Annotated in this window: 16 protein-coding genes, 1 tRNA gene and 1 pseudogene; 9 read left to right on the top strand and 9 right to left on the bottom strand. The window is 61.9% G+C overall.

Features of this window, described 5'->3' with window-relative positions; translation table 11 throughout:
- Positions 1-56 precede the first annotated feature (56 nt).
- Together HMPREF2785_RS00690 and HMPREF2785_RS00685 are read right to left on the bottom strand one after the other, a co-directional pair.
- Positions 57-1,718 carry a glutaminase gene (locus HMPREF2785_RS00690; RefSeq protein ID WP_070613826.1) on the bottom strand — a complete coding sequence of 554 codons (1,662 nt, stop codon included), beginning with the start codon at positions 1,716-1,718 and terminating at the stop codon, positions 57-59.
- Between the two features lie 29 nt (positions 1,719-1,747).
- Positions 1,748-2,581: a helix-turn-helix transcriptional regulator gene (locus HMPREF2785_RS00685; RefSeq protein ID WP_371440466.1), complete on the bottom strand. Its 834-nt coding sequence runs from the start codon at positions 2,579-2,581 to the stop codon at positions 1,748-1,750.
- Here HMPREF2785_RS00685 and HMPREF2785_RS11895 point away from each other — a divergent pair.
- Entirely contained in the window at positions 2,562-2,948 is a 387-nt protein-coding gene (locus tag HMPREF2785_RS11895; protein ID WP_070613820.1) for a cupredoxin domain-containing protein, read from the top strand. The genes HMPREF2785_RS00685 and HMPREF2785_RS11895 overlap by 20 nt on opposite strands.
- Here the strand turns inward: HMPREF2785_RS11895 and HMPREF2785_RS00675 are convergent.
- From HMPREF2785_RS00675 to HMPREF2785_RS00660, 5 genes and pseudogenes are all read right to left on the bottom strand, one after another.
- On the bottom strand, positions 2,926-4,122 hold the full coding sequence (locus tag HMPREF2785_RS00675; protein ID WP_070484929.1) for a hypothetical protein: 1,197 nt from the start codon (positions 4,120-4,122) through the stop codon (positions 2,926-2,928). The two genes, HMPREF2785_RS11895 and HMPREF2785_RS00675, sit on opposite strands and share 23 nt — an antisense overlap.
- Complete coding sequence (locus tag HMPREF2785_RS00670) at positions 4,115-5,506, bottom strand: MFS transporter (protein ID WP_070421960.1); 1,392 nt, start codon at positions 5,504-5,506, stop codon at positions 4,115-4,117. The genes HMPREF2785_RS00675 and HMPREF2785_RS00670 overlap by 8 nt, the downstream gene beginning before the upstream one ends.
- A 45-nt stretch (positions 5,507-5,551) precedes the next feature.
- Positions 5,552-6,697, bottom strand: coding sequence for a hypothetical protein (locus tag HMPREF2785_RS00665; RefSeq protein WP_083284843.1), 1,146 nt, complete (start codon positions 6,695-6,697; stop codon positions 5,552-5,554).
- Between the two features lie 201 nt (positions 6,698-6,898).
- Positions 6,899-7,087, bottom strand: a pseudogene (locus tag HMPREF2785_RS11700) (IS256 family transposase); the annotation flags it as partial.
- 123 nt (positions 7,088-7,210) lie between these two features.
- Positions 7,211-7,522 carry a transposase family protein gene (locus HMPREF2785_RS00660; RefSeq protein ID WP_007000757.1) on the bottom strand — a complete coding sequence of 104 codons (312 nt, stop codon included), beginning with the start codon at positions 7,520-7,522 and terminating at the stop codon, positions 7,211-7,213.
- Between the two features lie 232 nt (positions 7,523-7,754).
- Here HMPREF2785_RS00660 and HMPREF2785_RS00655 point away from each other — a divergent pair, with 232 nt between their 5' ends.
- Entirely contained in the window at positions 7,755-8,153 is a 399-nt protein-coding gene (locus HMPREF2785_RS00655; protein ID WP_038592207.1) for an SHOCT domain-containing protein, read from the top strand.
- 177 nt (positions 8,154-8,330) lie between these two features.
- Here the strand turns inward: HMPREF2785_RS00655 and HMPREF2785_RS00650 are convergent, their stop codons facing one another.
- The gene (locus tag HMPREF2785_RS00650; protein ID WP_141750602.1) at positions 8,331-9,521 is read right to left on the bottom strand and encodes an IS256-like element ISAmas1 family transposase; all 1,191 of its coding nucleotides are present in this window, start codon (positions 9,519-9,521) and stop codon (positions 8,331-8,333) included.
- A 244-nt stretch (positions 9,522-9,765) separates the two neighbouring features.
- Positions 9,766-9,849, bottom strand: a tRNA-Leu gene (locus tag HMPREF2785_RS00645).
- A 166-nt stretch (positions 9,850-10,015) separates the two neighbouring features.
- Here HMPREF2785_RS00645 and HMPREF2785_RS00640 point away from each other — a divergent pair.
- Genes HMPREF2785_RS00640 through pknB form a run of 7 tightly spaced genes read left to right on the top strand, consistent with a single transcriptional unit; the run spans position 10,016 to position 19,107 of the window.
- Entirely contained in the window at positions 10,016-10,909 is an 894-nt protein-coding gene (locus tag HMPREF2785_RS00640) for a DUF3662 and FHA domain-containing protein (RefSeq protein ID WP_070421957.1), read from the top strand.
- Between the two features lie 18 nt (positions 10,910-10,927).
- The gene (locus HMPREF2785_RS00635) at positions 10,928-11,377 is read left to right on the top strand and encodes an FHA domain-containing protein FhaB/FipA (RefSeq protein WP_070421956.1); all 450 of its coding nucleotides are present in this window, start codon (positions 10,928-10,930) and stop codon (positions 11,375-11,377) included.
- The gene (locus HMPREF2785_RS00630; RefSeq protein WP_070613815.1) at positions 11,374-12,744 is read left to right on the top strand and encodes a PP2C family protein-serine/threonine phosphatase; all 1,371 of its coding nucleotides are present in this window, start codon (positions 11,374-11,376) and stop codon (positions 12,742-12,744) included. Before HMPREF2785_RS00635 ends, HMPREF2785_RS00630 begins: the two co-directional genes overlap by 4 nt.
- Complete coding sequence (locus HMPREF2785_RS00625) at positions 12,741-14,084, top strand: FtsW/RodA/SpoVE family cell cycle protein (protein ID WP_070449915.1); 1,344 nt, start codon at positions 12,741-12,743, stop codon at positions 14,082-14,084. Before HMPREF2785_RS00630 ends, HMPREF2785_RS00625 begins: the two co-directional genes overlap by 4 nt.
- The gene (locus HMPREF2785_RS00620) at positions 14,081-15,532 is read left to right on the top strand and encodes a penicillin-binding transpeptidase domain-containing protein (RefSeq protein ID WP_070613812.1); all 1,452 of its coding nucleotides are present in this window, start codon (positions 14,081-14,083) and stop codon (positions 15,530-15,532) included. The genes HMPREF2785_RS00625 and HMPREF2785_RS00620 overlap by 4 nt, the downstream gene beginning before the upstream one ends.
- Positions 15,532-17,028: a serine/threonine-protein kinase gene (locus tag HMPREF2785_RS00615; RefSeq protein ID WP_070449909.1), complete on the top strand. Its 1,497-nt coding sequence runs from the start codon at positions 15,532-15,534 to the stop codon at positions 17,026-17,028. Before HMPREF2785_RS00620 ends, HMPREF2785_RS00615 begins: the two co-directional genes overlap by 1 nt.
- A complete protein-coding gene (gene pknB / locus HMPREF2785_RS00610; protein WP_070613810.1) occupies positions 17,029-19,107 on the top strand; it encodes a Stk1 family PASTA domain-containing Ser/Thr kinase in 2,079 nt (692 codons plus the stop codon).
- Positions 19,108-19,121: the final 14 nt, after the last annotated feature.

Below are 19,121 nucleotides of genomic sequence, written 5' to 3'. Positions count from 1 at the left end.
TGCCCTTCCACTATGAATCGGTCGAATTTTCCGTCTTGAATCGGTCGTTTTTTCCGTCACGAATCGGTCGAATTTTCCTCCCTGCGCCCTATGAGCGGCTGCAGACCCTTGGCAATGCGTTCCTTCCATGCGGAGGCGATTTCTTCGTAACCGCTGTCGTGGGGGCGCATGCCGCGGTGGGTGAAGTTGACCTTGGTTTTGCCGGATTCGTCCTCTTCGATGTCGAAGATAAGCGACGTGTCGTCCCACTCGTGGTCTTCCTTGGGGTTGTCGGTTGGTTCGACGTCCCAGACGATGCGCTTGCCGTCGTCGGCTTCCTTGACGGAGAAGCCGACGTAGCGGTCGTCGTCGGAGTAGTGGAACTCGGAGCCTTGTTCGGCGGCGTCGCCTTCGACGCGTTCATCCCACCAGGTTTTGGGTTTGGTGATCGCTTGGTAGACCTCTTCGCGCGTGGCGGGGACGGAGAAGGATGCGGTGAAGTCGCGGATGGCTTGGGCTGTGGTGCCGTCGGCAAACTCGTAGTCCGACAGCGTGTGGTCCGGGTCGTAGATGGAGATGTTGTAGCCCTCGTCCCGGTACTGCATGAGGCCGTCTTTGATCAGGTCGCGGCCGGCCTTGTTAAATGCGGTCACGCCAGAGACGTCAAGGATGAGGTTTGTGCTGGTCAGGCGGCGCTGGGAAAGACCACGGAGGATCTTCTCGGCAGAGGTGAACGTGATCATGCCTTGTAGTTCGACGATTTCGGCGTCATCGCGGCGTTCGATCCGGCGGATGCCCGGCGCGAAGTAGAAGTTCGACGACAGCAGGTTCAGGCCCATGGAGCTGGACAGTTCCTGGAAGATTTTTACTCCGCGCACGGAGTTGCCCTGTTTATCCAGGCGCGGGCTTAGCGACGCAATACCTAACTGGCCCGGCAACGTCCCGATCAAGCCACCGGCCACGCCTGACTTCGCGGGGATGCCGACGTTGACCATCCAGCGCCCGGAGGCGTCGTACATGCCGGCGGAGACCATGACAGCCTGGGCGAGCCGGGCCGCTTCCGCCGAGACGATGCGCTCACCGGTGACGGGTTGAATACCGGCGTTAGCCAGGGTTGCGGCCATGACGGCGAGGTCTTTCACGGTGGCCAGGATGGCGCATTGGGCGATGTAGGAGGCGACGGCGTCGTGGGCGTCGTCGCTAATCGTGCCTGCTTCGCGCAGCATGTGGGCGAACGCCTTGTTGCGGTCGGCGGTGGCCTTTTCGGATTCGAAGACGCGCTGGTCGATGCTTAGTTCGCGGCCGGCAAGGCGGGAGAAGTACGCGCGGAGTTTCTCGCTGCGTTGCTCCACGGGGATGTCGGGGCCGCCGATGAGTTGGTTGACGGTGATGGCGCCGGCGTTGATAAGGGGGTTGGCGGGGCGGCCTTCGCTGTCAAGCGAAAGCGCGTTGAATGCCTCGCCGGAGGGCTCAACGCCGACGTGGGCGTGGACCTCCTCGGGCCCGTACATGTCCAGCGCGAGCGCGTAAACGAACGGTTTGGAGATGGACTGGATGGAGAACTCGTAGTCGCAGTCCCCCACCGCGTAGAGCTGTCCGTCCGCGGTACACAGTGCGAGGCCGAGCTTGTCGGGGTCGGCGTGTTTGAGCACGTCGATGTAGTCGGCGCGGTGGCCGGAGTCGTGGTCGCGCACGGATTCCACGATGTCGTGCAGGTATTCAGTCACAGGCGAACGCATGCCCGCAAGTGTAGGACCTGCTCGGGATACTAAGAACGCTTGGTCAGCCGGGCCCCGCACTCCCCTGGCCGGTCGTGGGGGCGCAACTGTATCTTGAAGCCTTCGAGGCTTTCCTCCAGGAACCCTTCGTGCAGTGCGCAGATGATCGGGGCGGGGCGCTTGCCGCTCTCCGTGATGAAGGGACAGGCGTTGAGGCCGAGTTCGCGCACTTTCCGGGTTGTGGCGTCGGGGCGGTGCAGCGGGTCGAAGCCCATTTCACGCAGCATCTCGGCGGTCTGTCGCTCCGCGCAGTCGAGGTCTGTTGCGGTACCGCTTTCGGGGCGGGCGTTGACCCGGTTGGCCCATTCGCGGCCGATGGCCTTAGCGGTGGTGGTGGTGGCGTCGTCGTCAGGCAGTTTGCTCGCAAGCACCTCCACCAGTGCCACAATTGCGCGCGACGCACTGCTCGTGCGTGCAACGCGCGCGGTGTAGACGTGCGACGGGCGGCCCCTGCCAGATCCGGTAGCGACGTGGCGGCTGACCACGCCTGCGCTCATCAGTTCGTCGAGGTGGCCTCGCACGGTGTTGGGGTGCATGCCGAGCGCCTCGCCAATCTCGGCGACTTGGACTCCCTCAGGGTGGCGCTGCACCTCGTGGAACACGTCGATCTGTTTCGCGGTCAGCCGGTGAACGGCTGCGATCAGCTCACCAGATGGTCGCGGTGCATGTCTGCGTTCCATGCGCATTCTCCTGGACGTGTTACGGGCATTCCTATAATTATATGCCTTACTGAGTTGTAGTCCAATTTGATTTTCACGGGTCGTACAATGAGTTTTACGCAAACTCACTACTAAGGAGTCGTCCGTGGCACGCAACACCCACATCGCAGCTTGGTCCGTCGTGGCGGCACTGATAGCTGGGGCTGCATCCGCAGCGACCCTCCTGGCTCCCGCCCAAGGCGAGCTCCCGACTGGCGACGACGTCGTCCACGTCGACGTGGACATTGAAGGCATGCGGTTTATCCCCGACCGTGTCGAGGTTCCACGTGGCACCAAACTCGTGGTCAACCTGACAAACTCCGGCGACAAAGAACACGACCTGAAAGTTGGCGAGGGATACTCGGGCCGGCTCAGCCCGGGTGAGAGCGCGAGCGCCTATTACGGCGAGTTCAACGTTGACACCCTGGGGTGGTGCACCATCGCCGGGCACAAAACAATGGGGATGCTCTTTAGGGTCGACGTGACGCCTTAATCAACGCCACCTGCGCCTTCACGGCCCGTGCGAGCAGCGGAATGAACGCCACGAGCACGCCAAATACGACGAAGGACAGCACAATCCGCGCGTAGGAATTGTTCACCGCCAGCCATGCCAACAGCGCCACATTGAACAGGCCGACGCGCACGTAGGCAGCCCGGTTGAGTTCACGGAGCCCGGCCTTCACCGCTGCCGGCCCACCGCCCATCATGGTTGGCATGAGGTAGCTCATCGCGCCGATGAGCAGTTGTGCTGCAAACCCGAGCAGCAGCGGCAACGTTGGAATGTCGGCAGATCCGCCGAACAGGCGCACTGCGTACCAGGTCAGCCCGCCAATCAGCCACGCAACCGCGAACAGGGCCGATAGCGCTGGGTAGGTGATGCGACCTCGGGGATCGCGAAGCACCGTCAGCGCGTTAACCACAAAGCCCTGGTAGAGCCACGCCCAGCCCGCAACGATCACCATGGTGCCGATGCCGGTAACCACGGACATCCGCAGCAGCGCACCCGCGACCGCCACGGTGACGCCAGCGCCAGCGAGCACCAGTGCCACACCGACCCTCCCCACGGCGCGCGTGCGCCACATCGCGGGAAACAGCACGCTCAGCGCGCCCATGGCTGCAAAGCCGACGAAGCCGCCAACGTTGATGAACATGTGCGCCTGGCGCACCGCACCGTGCCACTGACCAGGCAGTCCGGCCGACAGCGCCGCGCCGAACAGCGCACCGACCGGCAGACAGCACGCCGAGGCCACGAAGCCGTACACACTCGCATTGCTTCGTTGCGACGCCCTCACCTGCCCCGCCAACACCACCGCATGCCACGCCACCACAATGCCGACGACCAGCGCGCCGACCCAGGTCAGCCAGTACCAGAGCGCCACCTGACCAACGAGCGTGGCAACGACGCCGGCGTTGAGCAGATAGGTGCGGGTGAGCTGGGCGGGGCGGGTGGCGTCGTCAAGCTTGCGCCCCAGGAAGCGCTCAGTGAGCGTCTGCGACCACAACAGGATCGAGTTTGTCAGAATGCCCAGCGTAAAAATGTGGATGAGCAGCCACGATCCCTCAGGGATGAACGGGTGGACAAGCCCCACGATGATGAACACGCCCATCCAAATGCTCACCGGCTTGGAGGCTTTGCGGTGCCACGCCCGCGGATTCATATCAGGCATTGACCGACCCCGACTTCGGGTTGTCGCGGAAGCACCACCACGTGGCCGCCGCGAACACAACCGCAGATACGGCCAGCACGAACAGCACATTCTCGTACGACTCGGTGTACGTCGCGCCACCATCCAGACCCCGCTGGAGCAGCGAACCGGTCAGCGCGACGGTGGTCAGGGTGCCGAACTCGTAGGAGACCTCCTCCACACCCGCCGCCATGCCGGAACGGTTCATCGGAGCCGCGCCAATGATCGCAATCGACGACACACTCATCACCGAGCCCACCGCAAAGCCCAACACCGCAAGCGACACAACCTCGAACAGCACGCTATGCGACGACGCGCCCACCACCAGCAGACCAGCCCCCACCACCGATAACGCGAAACCACCAGCGATCAACGGCATGAAGCCAACCTTGTGCAAAAACGCACCACCGAGCGTCGACGCGGGAATGGCGGCCACGGCCATGGCGACGACGGTGGTGCCGGCCTTCAGGGGCGTAAATTCGTCGACAAGCTGCAGCTTCTGCGTCGTCATCAATTCCGCGCCCGCCATGATGAACATGCCACCCGCCGCGGCAACAACGCCGCCGGTGAACATGCGGGACCGGAAGATGTCGAAGGTGAGCAGCGGGTCATCGAGGCGCGCCTGACGCCGCACAAACAGCCACGAGCCCAACACGCACGCCACGATCGAGCCGACCAGCAGCGCGACGCTTTGGGTGTTCGCAGCCTGCTTGATCGCCATCGTCAGGCCCGACAGCGCAACCAGCGAATACAGCGAAGATATGACGTCCCACGCCTTGTTCGGATTCGGCAGATTCGGCGGCGCCAGCCACACCGTAAGCACGAGCGCAAGCAACACAATCGGCACGTTGATGAGGAACACCGAACCGACCCAGAAGAACTCCAGAAGCAGACCACCAACCACCGGTCCGAGCGCGCCGCCAACCACGGCAACCGCGCCCCAAATACCGATGGCAAGGTTGCGCTCGCGCTCGTCGGAAAACGTCAGGCGAATCAGCGCCAACGTCGCCGGCATCATCACAGCCGCACCAACACCCAACATGGCGCGCGCCGCGATCATCTCAGCCGTGCCCGGCGCGAACGCCGCACCCAGCGACGCCACACCGAAAATCCCGAGACCGATCAGGAACATCTTGCGGTGGCCCACCCGGTCCCCCAGCGTGCCTGTGCCAAGCAGAAGGCCCGCAAGTGCGAGCGGGTAGGCGTTAATGATCCACAGGCCCTCGCTGGGACCTGCGCCGAGACTACGTTCAAGCGCGGGCAACGCCGTGTACAAAATTGAATTATCCAGCCCGATCATGAGCAGGCCGAGTGATACAACAGCAAAGAAGCCCCAGCGCTGCGCGGGTGTGCTGGTGGATTCCATGCGGGGAATACTACCGCGCGGTTCTTTTTCACCTTGTCGCAGGATCTACGCCAGGTAGGCCGCACCTTGCTGCATAAGTCGCTCTAAGTACAAATAGCGCTGCTTAGTCACCCAACCACTGCCTTTACCGGACGCAGTATTTTCAATTTCACTTGGCAAAGTCCGATGCGCTCCAAGTGGTTGCGTTTCGTCCTTTGAGGTCAACACAAACGCTTGATACCGACCTTCAACCCCACTGCCATCACACCATCCATTTTGAGATAGCTCTTCAATGGCTTGCGCGATTTTCCGCAGTTCAGGCCTGTTGCGGTCTTTTGCCTCTTTCCTTAAGAGCCGCGCCTCGTTCAAATTCCAGGTGATATTGTCCTGCCGATACTTGACCGCAGGAATCTCAGTTTGAATCTTTCTGTCAACATAAAACGCAAGATGACGCACAGGACGAAACGTTCGTCCTGATTTACAGACATACACAGACGTCTTTTTATAAAGCTCCCATTCCTTCTTTCCAGGAACTAACAAAGTATCTGCTGGTTCGGTCGGGCGCCGGTTGTACAGGGACTCAACGCGGTCTACTGCCTTAAGAAAATGCTCGAACGCAGGATCAACATAGTTCGCCACCGCAAATATTCGATCGCATTCAAACGGGACATCGGTATCAAGAATCGAATCGTGGTGAGCCACGCGATTACGAAAGTTCCTAATCCCTTCCACTGCGGCGCCAACTTCGCTACGACTTCGGGCATAAGGGAACGCGCGTTGCAAACAGAGGCGCCAGAGCTCGTCGTTGCCTTTTCCGAGCATTCGAGTCCAAAATCCGAAATGCAAGTTCGCGGTTATCTGCGCCCGCGAATCTCGGTGGTGGGGACTTAATCCCTCCCTTGTGTCTTCAACCCTTTCCCGGACTCCTTCTCCAATTAAAGGATTTCGAGAGAATATCCACGGCACTGAGCCAGCATCGTGTTCGAAATGCTCCCTGAGAGCCTTATCGATGACGTTTCTCAGCCCAACTTCAAAATGGGCAAGTAACTCCAGACCTGCAGAGGCAACCTCCCCAGCCCAAAGATAAAGCTCTCTGGCTTTCTGCACATCGTTGTTTGCTTCCTGCAGATACGGCGCAAAGCGCGAGTCACTGACGAGCTTTGAGAAGAAAAACTCGGAAGCAGGACCTTCAACCCCATCTAAGGACCCCAAAGTGTCAACCCCCTTGACCTTTTATGAATGTGCGCACAAATCCAGCACCTATGCTTGGACGTAGCGCCCTTTAAGTGTAATCTCTTTCTCGTACGCCCCGGTGTCGCCTCTGCTCAAGCAAGCGCCCGGGGCTTAAAATTTCCGGGTTAAGTAGCAAAATGTGTGTCCGGTCGGCGTGTCGTCGGTCGGACACTTTTTGTGCTATTTCATGGGGCCTTTTCTGATTCGTATCGAGTGGTTGTATTCGGTTGGGATAGCGTTGTCGTAGAAGGCTGGTCGTCCTGTTTCTTGGTCGGCTTTGTTGTGGTCTTCTTCGGCAAGATCGTTGACTTTGGCGAGTTGGTCTTGTCCGAAATTGCACTGCCTGGCGATCGTGAGTGGATCGTCAGGTCCGTCTAAGAGTCTCACGCGGGTGCAACGGTGAGGGGTGTAGAGAACGCACGGTGGGCGGTTGCGAATAAGTGACCACGCTGGCAGCCGAGAGGTACGAGCGATGAAAGATCAGCTCGAGCATTAGCGAACGTACTGACGTCGCTTTATTAGGTGTACTGACCGGGTACGTTGCGGGCACGCCGGTTCGGCGCACCGCCACAGCCGCTTGCGCCACACCAGCAGCACCGGCCGCCCCGCCGAGGGGATGTCACGCACCAGATGCTCACGCCGGCCGCGGGCCACCGCGACCACCCCGCACCGCGGGCACCCGGTCACCGACTCGGAGGTCTCCACCAACAGCTCCAGCTCACCGCCGTACTCACCGGCGGCAAGCACCACCAACCCCGAGATGCCGAGCATCGCAGCGGGCAGGACGGTAGCCTCAACACTCACCTGGGACTCCTCTCGATCCGTTGCTTGGTCGCTACGAATCGTGGAGTCCCAGGTCCGTCTTCACCAGCCCAACCCGGTCAGCGCGTCGCAACCCGGCTACCACGCTTGGTGAGGAAGATCTGCTAACGTGGTTCGGCGACGGCCCGGGCACGTCCTTGTTCCTAACCGTCGTGCGCTGGGGTCCGCGTGGATCGCTCGGCCAGCGTCCATCCAGTCAGGAGGCAGTCAGCAGATGTTCGACGACAACGGCTCATTCCTACTCGCCATGTTCGAGTTCTTCATCTTCTTCGCATGGTTCATGTCCCTGTGGTGGATCTTCGGAGATCTCTTCCGCAGCAAGGACCTCGGCGGCTTCGCGAAGGCGCTGTGGGTGGTGTTCATCGTAGCGCTGCCGTTCATCGGAATGCTCGCGTACCTGCTTGTTCGAGGTCGGGGGATGACCGACCGCGCGGCCGAGGCGCACCAGGAGCTCCAGCAGCGGCAGGAGGAGTACATCAAGTCCGTCGCCGGCGGCTCCGCCGGATCGAGCCCGACCGATGAGATCGCCTCGGCGAAGGCCCTTCTCGACTCGGGAGCGATTACCCAGCAGGAGTTCGACCAGATCAAGGCAAGGGCGCTCTCCTCGGTCTGACCCTGGTCCGCTCACTCGCCAGCCGCAGCGTCGCGGTCCGAGGGCGAAGAAGTACCGTTCTAATGACAACACCCCGCAGGGAAACCTGCGGGGTTATTTTTGGGTTAAGGGTCAAAAAGGGGTTAAGTAGCAAAATGTGTGTCCGGTCGGCGTGTCGTCGGTCGGACACTTTTTGTGCTATTTCATGGGGCCTTTTCTGATTCGTATCGAGTGGTTGTATTCGGTTGGGATAGCGTTGTCGTAGAAGGCTGGTCGTCCTGTTTCTTGGTCGGCTTTGTTGTGGTCTTCTTCGGCAAGATCGTTGACTTTGGCGAGTAGGTCTTGTCCGAAATTGCACCGCCTGGCGATCGTGAGTGGATCGTCAGGCAGTTGCGTTTTTGCATACAGGCACCACTCGAGCATTTTTCGTTGGCGTTCTCCTGACCTGCCGCGGTGTGCATCGGCGATGCGTTTGAGCTGGGCGTTGATGCCGCCTTCGAGGCTGTTGGTTGTTGAGACCCACCGGTTTGGCTCGAGTGCGTTTTTGGGCGGCTGCAGGTAGGTAAACAGCCATCCTTTCCGTGAGAGGTGCAGCAGGGAGTTGTATGCCTTGCGAACTCGCAGGTGGGTCCATTCCCACTGGTGATTCAGCGTGCGCCGTTCTTTTGGCACGGGGGTCTTTTCGTCGAGGAATGCTTTATAGACCTGTCCGAAGTCGTGGAGACGCAGTGTCCATTCGCGTGCCTGGTCAAGTGTGGTGATGCGGGTCAGTTTCAACGCCAGTGCGTAGATCGCCTTGCCCGCGTCGGTGCGTGGTTGGGTCGACGTGTAGCGACGGATCGCGCGTTGGGCATGGACTAGGCAGCGCTGAATGAGCGTGTTTGGCCAGCACGCTTTAATGGCGGTGAGTGCTCCTTGTCCGCCGTCGAGGACCACACATAGTGGCTCGGCGATCTTTTTGAGCAATTGGGTGTAGGCGTGGGCGGTTTCGCTTTTCGCCCAGTGCCATGCGATGACGTGGTCATAGCTGGCCGCGACGAGGAGGCAGCCAGCGGCGGTGTAGGTACCGTCGATGAAGATCTGGTCATAGACGCGGTGAGGTTCACCATCGTTGGGCACATCGATGAGCCAAAACGGCGCGAATCGGCGATCTAGGGTCCACCGGCTGATGTTTCGCAGGCGAGCGACCTCGGCCAATGAGGCGGTGCAAGTCGCATAAGAGATGAACGCTTGAAAGTCGCGAGTTTGGGTGTGATCGGTGCGGCGGCGTGTCGTCGAGCTGCCGCAATCTGGGTTTTTGCACCGCCACCTGGTTGTGCCTTTGGAAGTGGTGCCATTTTTCTTCATTTCCCCAGCGCATACTGGGCAACGTGGTCTGTTTCTACTCACCCAGAAAGCACACCAATCCCCGACTAGCACATGAGGATGCCATTCCGGTGGATTGAACGAGAATCGAGCATATATAAGGTGCGAAACCTTATATACGGCCGATTTATGCCGTCTGAGCAGTGAGGACTGCGAAAATCAGACACACTTTTTGAGCCTTAACCCCAAATTTCCTACCACCTTCAGGGGTCAAAACAGCAAAAGCCCCGACCCACACTCCGGAGAGTATGTGTCGGGACTTAGTTTGTGCCCGGGGGGGGACTTGAACCCCCACGTTCTTGCGAACACTGGCACCTGAAGCCAGCGCGTCTGCCAATTCCGCCACCCGGGCGGGCGACTTGATAAATATAGAACGACCCGCGTGAAAAGTACAAACCGCCAGTCCACACCAGGTTTTAGACACGCGCGCCGCGTTTTCGGATAGGTCGTGTCGGGGTGGGCACCTATACTGTCCGAGTTACTTAAATTCGCATGTGAAGAAAGGAGGTGCGTGGGAAGTGGCGGTAATGGACAAGCTGGCAAAGCTCGATAGTTCTCTGCAGCGTGGCTTGGATAACTCTATGGCTGCGCTGTTTGGCGGCAAGGTTGTGCCGGAGGAGATTGAGGTGCTGGTCAAGCAGGAGGCACAGGATTCGCTGGTGGTCACGGATCGGGACGAGTATGTCGCTCCGAATGTGTACGCAGTGGGTGTGTCTTCGAAGGACTTGGAAAACTTGTCTAGGAATCGTGATCTTCCTGCGGACCTCGCCGATCAGCTCATGCGGTACGTGCGTAATAAGCAGTGGTTCTTGGATGGGCCGGTTGTTGTGCGTATCGCTGAGGAGTCGGGTTTGAGGACGGGTCAGCTCCGTGTGTCGTCGTATATCGACACGATGCCGGATGTGGTGAGTGGATTCGACGCCATTGTGGCGGAGCCGAAGAAGCGTGCTCGTGCCTTGAGCTCGGAGAGTAAGGAGGATGCAATGTCCGAACCGAATGCCGCCAATCCTGCAAACGGTGGCGAGTCGAATGGGCAGAATGCCACGGTGAGCCTGCTGCTGCAGGATGGCTCTTCGCGTACGTACTTGGTGCACGAGGGGTCCAACATTTTGGGCCGTTCGAATGATTCTGATTTCCGTCTGCCGGATACGGGTGTGTCGCGTCAGCACGCGGAGATCACCTGGGATGGCCAGGTTGCGGTGTTGGTGGATTTGCAGTCCACGAACGGCACGACGGTCAATGATGAGCCGGTGGATAACTGGATGCTGGCTGATGGCGACGTGATTACGCTGGGCCATTCCAACATCGAGGTTCGTATTGTTGGCGGCCAGGATGAGGTGCCGATGAATGCGAATGAGCCGGACTTCACGGATTCGGTGTCGCATCCGAGTACTGAGTATTTCCAGCCGTAGAGCACCGGAAGGTTTGAGATGGATTCCACAATTATCCTCAGCGCGCGTTTTGGTTTGTTGGCGCTGTTGTGGGTCTTCATCCTGCTGGTGATGTGGACGCAGCGTAAGGATGTTGTCTCGGCGGGTGGGGCGGTTCGTCGCCAAGCGGTGGCTTCTTCGCCTGCGCCGAGGGAAAAGGCGCGCACTCTTGCGGTTGTTGCGGGCCCGTTGCAAGGCTCCCACATGGAGATTGCCAGCTTGGAGGAGTTCACTGTTGGTAGGGCTGGTGACAATGACTTCCAGCTGGGTGACGATTATGCGTCGTCACGCCATGCGCGCCTGTTCCGGCGTGGCAGTGACTGGTTTGTGGAGGACTTGGATTCGCGCAACGGCACCTTTGTCAATGGGGTGCGAATTGATCAGCCTGAGCGGGTGACCGTGGGCATGGATATGAAGATGGGACGCACGATTGTGAGGCTAATGCCGTGAAGCTCGCGCTAGATTTCGTCGCCGCGTCCGATCGCGGCTTGGTCAGGACTAATAATGAGGACTCGGCGTATGCGGGTCCGCACTTGTTGGTGCTTGCGGATGGCATGGGCGGCCACGCTGCTGGTGAGGTTGCTTCCCAGTTGATGGTGGAGCACATGGAGCACCTCGACCGCGACCCGAAAGATGCCGACATGTTGGCGTTGTTGGGTGCGGCGGCAGAGGACGCGAATGCGTCCATCGCGGAGTCTGTGGGGACTCACCCGGAGCAGGCTGGCATGGGTACGACGCTGACGGCGTTGATGTTCAACGGCCAGCAGTTCGGTCTGATTCACGTGGGTGATTCGCGAGGCTATTTGCTGCGCGACGGAAAACTTACGCAGCTCACGGTAGACGACACGTTTGTGCAGTCGCTTGTCGACGAAGGCAAGCTCGCCGCCGAGGACGTGTCCAGCCACCCGCAGAAATCCCTGATTCTCAAGGCGTACACGGGCCGCGAGGTCGAGCCCCACCTGGAGCTCGTAGAGGTCAAGCCGGGCGACCGCGTGTTGTTGTGCTCCGACGGGTTGTCGGATCCGGTGACGCGCGAGACGATCGAGATCGCGCTCGGCGACGGCACGCCTGAGATGGCAGCGCAGCGCCTGATTGAGTTGGCGTTGCGTTCCGGTGGTCCGGACAACGTCACCGTAGTGGTGGCCGAGGTCATCGAGGTTGACGACGACGCGGACGTCCCCGAAACACCCGCCGCAGTGAAAGCCGGCGCGTTGGTGCCGGCTGTGGAACAGACACACCCAGATTCCTCCGCGAGCCGGGCCGCGGCGCTGCTGCGCAAGTCGGAGACGATCACCCCGGACCACAACCGGGCGAAGACGCAGGAGTCGGATTCCGCCGACTCCGACGAGGAGTCCCACTCAGCAACCGCGAAGGCTAAGCAGCCGAGCTCGGTGTGGCCGTGGGTCGTCGCCACGCTTGTGCTGCTGTTGGCGCTGGTTGTTGGCGGTGCGGTGTGGTCGAAGTCCCGCATTGTGGACGAGTACGCGCTGACAGTAAACGACGACAGGCAGTTCGTCGTGGAGCACACCTCGCGCAGCAACCCATTCGCCGCAGAGAAGGTCGAGCGCATCCAGCACGCCTGCCTGGGCAAGGACGGCGATCTGCGTGTGATTTCGGCGAACTCGACGCCGGAGGACTGCCACCTGTTTAGCGTCGATGACCTGCCGCAGGAAGAGCGCGAAGCAATTGTCGACGAGGGCTTCACCGGCACGTACGACGAAGTGCTTGGCCGGTTGAAGGACTTGGCGGATGATGCCTTGCCGGGTTGTGTGGATAAGCAAAAGCCCGAGGACAACAAGTGCCGGGAGGTTCAATGAGCAGGCTGACTGCACGTAGCCGCGAACTGCTGCTGCTCCTGTTCGCCACCGGCCTGCTGCTGCTCATGCTGTTCGGGCTGGAGACCAGCCAGGGGCACACCCTGTCCACCGAAATGCTGTACCTCGTGGGCGGGTTCATCGGCGTGTACGCGATCGCGCACCTGTCGCTGGCGTTTCTTGCGCCACACGCGGATCAGGTATTGCTGCCGATGGTGGCGCTGCTCAATGCGATCGGACTAGTGGTGATTTACCGGCTTGACCTCGCCGAACGCCCTGGATACGGGCCTTTGGCAGAGCGGCAGATGATGTGGTCGCTTGTCGGCGTGGGGCTGATGGTGCTCACCCTGCTCGTCGTGCGCGAGCACCAAGCGCTGTCGCGGTACTCGTACCTGCTAGGCCTGGTTGGCCTAATTTTCCTGGCGCTGCCACTGGTGTGGCCGCAGCCGGAAGGCCACGCGGATGCCCGCATCTGGCTGTGGCTTGGTCCGTTTTCTATCCAGCCGGGTGAGTTTTCCAAGATCCTGCTGCTGATCTTCTTCGCTCAACTGTTGGCGCAGAAACGCGCCCTGTTTACGGTGGCGGGTCGCAGGTTCCTGGGGTTGACGTTCCCGCGTGTGCGCGACCTCGCGCCGATTCTGATGGTGTGGGCGATTGCCATTTTGATCATGGCGGCATCCAACGACTTCGGTCCGGCGCTGCTCCTGTTCGCCACCGTGCTGGGCATGGTGTACTTCGCCACCGACCGCATCTCCTGGCTGGCCATCGGCCTGGCCCTCGTGGCCGTCGGTGGCTACGCGGTGTACCAGGTGAGCGGGAAGATTCAGGAGCGCGTGGCCAACTTCATCGACCCGTTCGCAGACTTTGAAGGCATTGGCAACCAGCCCGCCAACGCCCTGATCGGCCTGAGCTGGGGCGGTATGACCGGCACCGGTTTGGGCTACGGCCACCCAGAACTCGTGCCGGTGGCGCACTCCGACTACATCCTCGCCGCGATCGGCGAAGAGCTCGGCCTGGTCGGTATCGCTGCCGTGCTGTGTCTGTTCGCCATCTTCATCACCCGCGGATTCCGCACGGCGATGCAGGTGCGTGACTCCTACGGCAAACTGCTGGCTGCGGGCCTTGCGCTGACGATTGCGATCCAGATCTTCGTCGTCGCCGGTGGCGTGTCTTCCATGATGCCGATGACAGGCCTGACCACGCCGTTTATGTCTGCCGGTGGTTCGTCGGTGATGGCGAACTACATCCTGCTCGGCTTGCTGCTGCGCATCTCTAGCAGCGCGAACCGCCCGGCGGAGTACGACGAAAGCACACAGCGACGCCAGGTGGTGGGTGCCCGATGAACAAGTCGATCCGTTACGGCGCCGTCGTCTCCCTGCTGCTGATTACCGCGCTGCTTGTGAACTTCACCATCATCCAAACCATGCGTGAAGACGAATATGCCCAGGACCCGCGCAATTCCCGCACGGTGATGGAGCTCAAGCAGATCAACCGCGGCAACATCAAGGCCGGAGATCTGACGCTTGCAGAGTCGTTCAAGAACGAACAGACCGGCTACTTCCAGCGCACCTACCCGAACATGCCGTGGTCCTTCGCCCCGGTGGTCGGCTACGTGTCCGACCAGTACGGCACCGCCCAGCTTGAGGCGGGGCTCAATGGGGAGCTCACAGGTGAGGGTGGGTCGTCGTCACGCTTCCTGCGCACCGGGCTCGAGGATTCGAAGAAGGGCGACGATGTCGAGCTCACCATCGACCCGAACCTGCAGGCGCTCGCGTTCGACCAGCTTGCTCAGCCGGGTTACAACGGTGCTGTGGTGGCGCTGCGGCCGTCGACGGGCGAGGTGCTGGCCATGGCCTCGACACCGAGCTACGACCCGAACGAGATCGCCAACCCTGCTACTGCCGGCGACACGTGGGCGCGGGTGAACAACGACCCGGGCCGCCCGCTGCTCAACCACGCAACGCAGGAGCAGCTGCCGCCGGGATCGATCTTCAAGATCATCACGACTGCCGCTGGCCTGCGCAACGGCTACACGCCAGAGTCGCCGCTGACCGGCGACGCGCAGATCATCCTGCCGGGCACCGACAACCTGCCGCTGACCAACTACGGCGGCCAAGCCTGCGCGGGCGGCGGCCAGGTGCCGCTGCGCACCGCGTTCGGCTTGTCGTGCAACACCGCGTTCGTGCAGATGGCGCTCAACCTTGGGCCCGATGCGCTTCGCGACGCCGCCGCCCGCTTCGGCGTCGGCCAACAATACGACCTCGGCCTGCCCAACGCGGCAGGTTCCCTGGGTGACCTGCCCGGCGCGGCGGAGCTTGGCCAGTCCGCGATCGGCCAGCGCGACGTCACCATGACAGCCCTGCAGGCTGCAGTGATGACGGCGGCGGTGGCGAATAAGGGCCAGCGCATGAATCCGTTCGTGGTCAAGCAGGTGCGTGACGCCAACGGCAAGGTTTTACGTGAAACAAAGCCGAAGTCGCTCGGCGAGGCCGTAACGGAAGAGGAAGCCGCAACGATCACGGACTTGATGTACGGGTCTGAGCGCTGGACGTTTGGCTACGACGGCAACGGCTTCGCCTCGAAGACCGGTACCGCCGAGCACGCCGAGGGCGCCGCCCCGCACGTGTGGTACGTGGCGTTTGATCCGCAGAAGGACGTGGCGGTGGCGGTCGTCGTCAAGAATGGCGGCAACTTGGGCGAAGCCGCGACCGGCGGCCAGGTCTCCGGACCGATTGGCCGCGCCGTACTGCGCGCTGCACCAGCACCTGCACCCGTGGAAGGAGACAAGTGATGAACACCGAAAGCCGCGAGGACCTGCAGAAACTTATCGGGTCGAACTACGAGCTGCAGTGGATCATCGGCCACGGCGGCATGTCCACCGTATGGCTCGCCGACGACATCCACCACGAGCGCGAAGTGGCCATCAAGGTGCTGCGCCCGGAGTTTTCCTCCAACGAGGAATTCCTCACCCGCTTCCGCAACGAGGCCCAGTCCGCCCAGGGCATCAACTCCGACAACGTGGTGGCCACCTACGACTACCGCGAGGTGGAGACCGAGGGCGGGTTCACCGTCTGCTTCATCATCATGGAGTACATCCGCGGCGAGTCGCTGGCGGACCTCATTGCCCGCGAGGGCCAGTTGGATGAGGCGGTTGCGCTGGACGTGCTTGAGCAGGCCGCGCACGGTCTTGCGGTGATCCACCGCATGGGGCTGGTGCACCGCGACATTAAGCCGGGCAACCTGATGATCACCCAGAACGGGCAGATCAAGATCACGGACTTCGGCATTGCCAAGGCGGCAGCCGCGGTGCCGCTGACGCGTACTGGCATGGTGGTGGGTACTGCCCAGTACGTCTCCCCGGAGCAGGCCCAGGGCATGAAGGTGACGTCTGCCTCCGACGTGTATTCGCTGGGTGTGGTGGGCTACGAGATGCTCTCCGGCAAGCGCCCGTTCACCGGCGATTCTTCGGTGTCGGTGGCGCTCGCCCACGTGTCCGCCGAGCCGCCTGCGCTGCCGATTTCGGTGTCTGCCCCGGCGCGTGAACTCATCGAGATCGCGCTGCGCAAGACCCCCGGTCAGCGCTTCCGCGACGGCAACGAGTTCCAGCTCGCCATCGCCCAGGTCCGCCAGGGCCTGCGGCCTGCCCAGCCTGGTGGGAACACGCAGGTGGTGGCCATGGAGCCGTCCGCGACCGCGTCGACTCAGATGTTGGCCAACGTTGCCAGCGAACGCACTGCCCGTCCCGCCGGCGCGTACCCGCCGTCCGCAGCGCGAGCCGTTGCTTCTCGACGACCTCCCGCCCCGGCACCCAAACCAGCCCCGGCTGCTCCGGCTCCGCAGAAGAAGTCGGCGGCTGGGCCGGTCGTCGCTACGCTGCTCGGGCTCGCGCTTGTCGGTGTGATCGCAGCTTGGGCGTACACCGCAGGCGTGTTTGACCGTTTCACCGGCGGCTCCACCCCGACCACGACTCCGACCGTGGCCACCCAAACCGCAGTGGAGGAAGAGGAGCCCGAGACGGAAACCGTGGCTACCACCACGCACCACGAGCGCACCACGGTCACCGAGACGCACGCGCCCGGCACCGTGAGCTTCGTCGAGCCACCTGAGCAGCACGAACCTGCACCGGACGACGAGGCACCCGAAACAACCGCGCCGACCTCGGCAGAGCAAGCCCCCACGTCGGCACCGGCAACCAGCGTGGCACCAGCCCCGACGCAGGAGACGAATGCGCCGGCGCCTGGGATAGAATTGCCAGACCTTGAAAACTTGTTCGGAGGTGGCAGGTAAATGCTGATCGCGGACCGATATGAACTCGGCAACATCATCGGCACCGGCGGCATGTCAGACGTATATGCCGCCACTGACGTCGCGCTTGGGCGCGACGTTGCCGTGAAGATGCTGAAGATCGACATGGCGCGCGACGAGAACTTCCGCGAGCGCTTCCGCCGTGAGGCCCAGAACTCGGCTCGACTGAACCACGAGAACATCGTGGCGGTCTACGACACCGGGTCGGTGGAAACCTCCGGTGTGGACGTGCCTTACATCGTCATGGAGCGCGTCAACGGCATGAACCTGCGCGACATCGTGCGCAACGAGGGTCCGCTTACGCCTGAGCGTGCGGCGAAGCTGCTGCTGCCGGTCACCCGTGCGCTGCAGGCCAGCCACGACGCTGGCATCATCCACCGCGACATCAAACCCGCCAACATCATGGTCACCAACACCGGTTCGGTGAAGGTGATGGATTTCGGCATCGCCCGCGCGTTGGACGATTCCACCTCCGCCATGACGCAAACCTCCGCGGTGATCGGCACCGCGCAGTACCTCTCCCCCGAGCAGGCCCGTGGCAAACCTGCCGACGCACGCAGCGACATCTACGCGCTCGGCTGCGTCATGTACGAAACCGTCACCGGTGTACCGCCCTTTGAGGGCGAATCTCCCTTCGCCGTCGCCTACCAGCACGTGCAGGAAGACCCGGTGCCGCCGTCCGAGCGGATCCCGAACCCGCTGACGGACAACGAGGCCGTCAACGTGGATTCCGTCATCCTCACCGCGATGGCAAAACACCCGGCGGACCGCTACCAGACCGCCACCGAAATGGGCGAAGACTTGCAGCTCCTTGAGCACGGCAACGTCACCACCGCTGCGCGTAATCACCTGTCCGCCGCCGAGCACGACGCGGGTGCGCATGCTGTGGACAACACGGTTGTGGTTGGGGATGCGGTCAGTGGGCCGGCTCCGCGTCGCAGAGAAGCAATGGCTCCAGAGGCCGCACAGCACACCCGCTACGCCGACCACCGCGCCGCCAACGAGAAGACCTCCTCGAACACGCTGAAGTGGATCGCGGCGCTGCTGAGCCTGGTGCTCGTCGGCGCAGTGTCCTGGTTTGCGTACGACTACTTCTCCGAGGGCAACAAACCCGCCATCACGCAGGAAAAGATGGTGCAGATCCCCGATCTGACCGGCAAGCCGCGCAACGAAGCCGTCCAGGAACTCGAACGCCTTGGCTTCCAGGTCTCCGTCATGGACGAGCCGAGCCCGGACATCAAACGCGGCGACGTCATCGCAACCAATCCGGCAGCAGGCTCCGAACTGAAGCAGGGTGCGGTGGTGAAACTGACCGTTTCCTCCGGCAAGGAGATGACGGACGTGCCAGACGTGACCAACCTGACCACGGACGAAGCGATCGAGGAGCTGGAGAAGGCGGGCCTCGAGCTCAACCCGAACGTGCGCCGCGAATCCAGCGACAACATCGAAGAAGGCATCATCCTGGGCCAGCAACCCGCTGGCGGTACCCAGATTGCCAAGGGCTCGCGCATCGCGATCACCGTCTCCTCCGGCCCCGACATGGTCCAGGTGCCGTCGCTGGTGGGGCTGAACGTGGAGCAAGCCACCGCGACCCTGTCGTCGCTGCAACTGCGCGCCACTGTGACCAAGGTGGACTCCGAGCGTCCCGAGGGTGAAGTGCTCGCCGTCGCCGGTGAAAACACCGACGTGCCCACCGGCACCACCATTGAGCTGCGCATTTCCAACGGCATGCTGATGAAGATGCCGAAGATCACGCACCTCGAGCCGTCGGACGCTGAGCGCGTGCTGCGCGACGCCGGCTGGAGCGGCCGCATGGTCGCCGGGCCTACCGTGCCTACCGGCGCGCTTGTCGACGCCGGGCAGATCGGCCACCAAGAAATCCCCGCCGGCGACCTGATCCGCAAAGACCAGGCCATCAACTACAACCTGTGGAAGTTCGACGCCGGCGCCTTGCTGCCGCAAAATAACGCAGCTGCAGGTGAGGCTGATACAGTTTCACCCCAGAACGCTGTAAACGCGGCAAACGCGGTACGCAACATGGAACGCAGGCTCGGCCTGTAACCCCAGAAAGCAAC

The sequence above is a fragment of the Corynebacterium sp. HMSC067D03 genome (genome assembly GCF_001811185.1).
GTDB classification, from domain to species: domain Bacteria; phylum Actinomycetota; class Actinomycetes; order Mycobacteriales; family Mycobacteriaceae; genus Corynebacterium; species Corynebacterium coyleae.
This window is presented reverse-complemented; position numbering and strand designations above follow the sequence as displayed.

Bases quoted from the DNA above. Each gene is read 5' to 3' on its own strand.
- HMPREF2785_RS00685 (WP_371440466.1), bottom strand. From the start codon at position 2,581: ATGTGGGTGTTGCGTGCCACGGACGACTCCTTAGTAGTGAGTTTGCGT.
- HMPREF2785_RS00635 (WP_070421956.1), top strand. From the start codon at position 10,928: ATGGATTCCACAATTATCCTCAGCGCGCGTTTTGGTTTGTTGGCGCTG.
- HMPREF2785_RS00655 (WP_038592207.1), top strand. From the start codon at position 7,755: ATGTTCGACGACAACGGCTCATTCCTACTCGCCATGTTCGAGTTCTTC.
- pknB (WP_070613810.1), top strand. From the start codon at position 17,029: ATGCTGATCGCGGACCGATATGAACTCGGCAACATCATCGGCACCGGC.
- HMPREF2785_RS00615 (WP_070449909.1), top strand. From the start codon at position 15,532: ATGAACACCGAAAGCCGCGAGGACCTGCAGAAACTTATCGGGTCGAAC.
- HMPREF2785_RS00675 (WP_070484929.1), bottom strand. From the start codon at position 4,122: ATGCCTGATATGAATCCGCGGGCGTGGCACCGCAAAGCCTCCAAGCCG.
- HMPREF2785_RS00690 (WP_070613826.1), bottom strand. From the start codon at position 1,718: ATGCGTTCGCCTGTGACTGAATACCTGCACGACATCGTGGAATCCGTG.
- HMPREF2785_RS00670 (WP_070421960.1), bottom strand. From the start codon at position 5,506: ATGGAATCCACCAGCACACCCGCGCAGCGCTGGGGCTTCTTTGCTGTT.
- HMPREF2785_RS00620 (WP_070613812.1), top strand. From the start codon at position 14,081: ATGAACAAGTCGATCCGTTACGGCGCCGTCGTCTCCCTGCTGCTGATT.
- HMPREF2785_RS00625 (WP_070449915.1), top strand. From the start codon at position 12,741: ATGAGCAGGCTGACTGCACGTAGCCGCGAACTGCTGCTGCTCCTGTTC.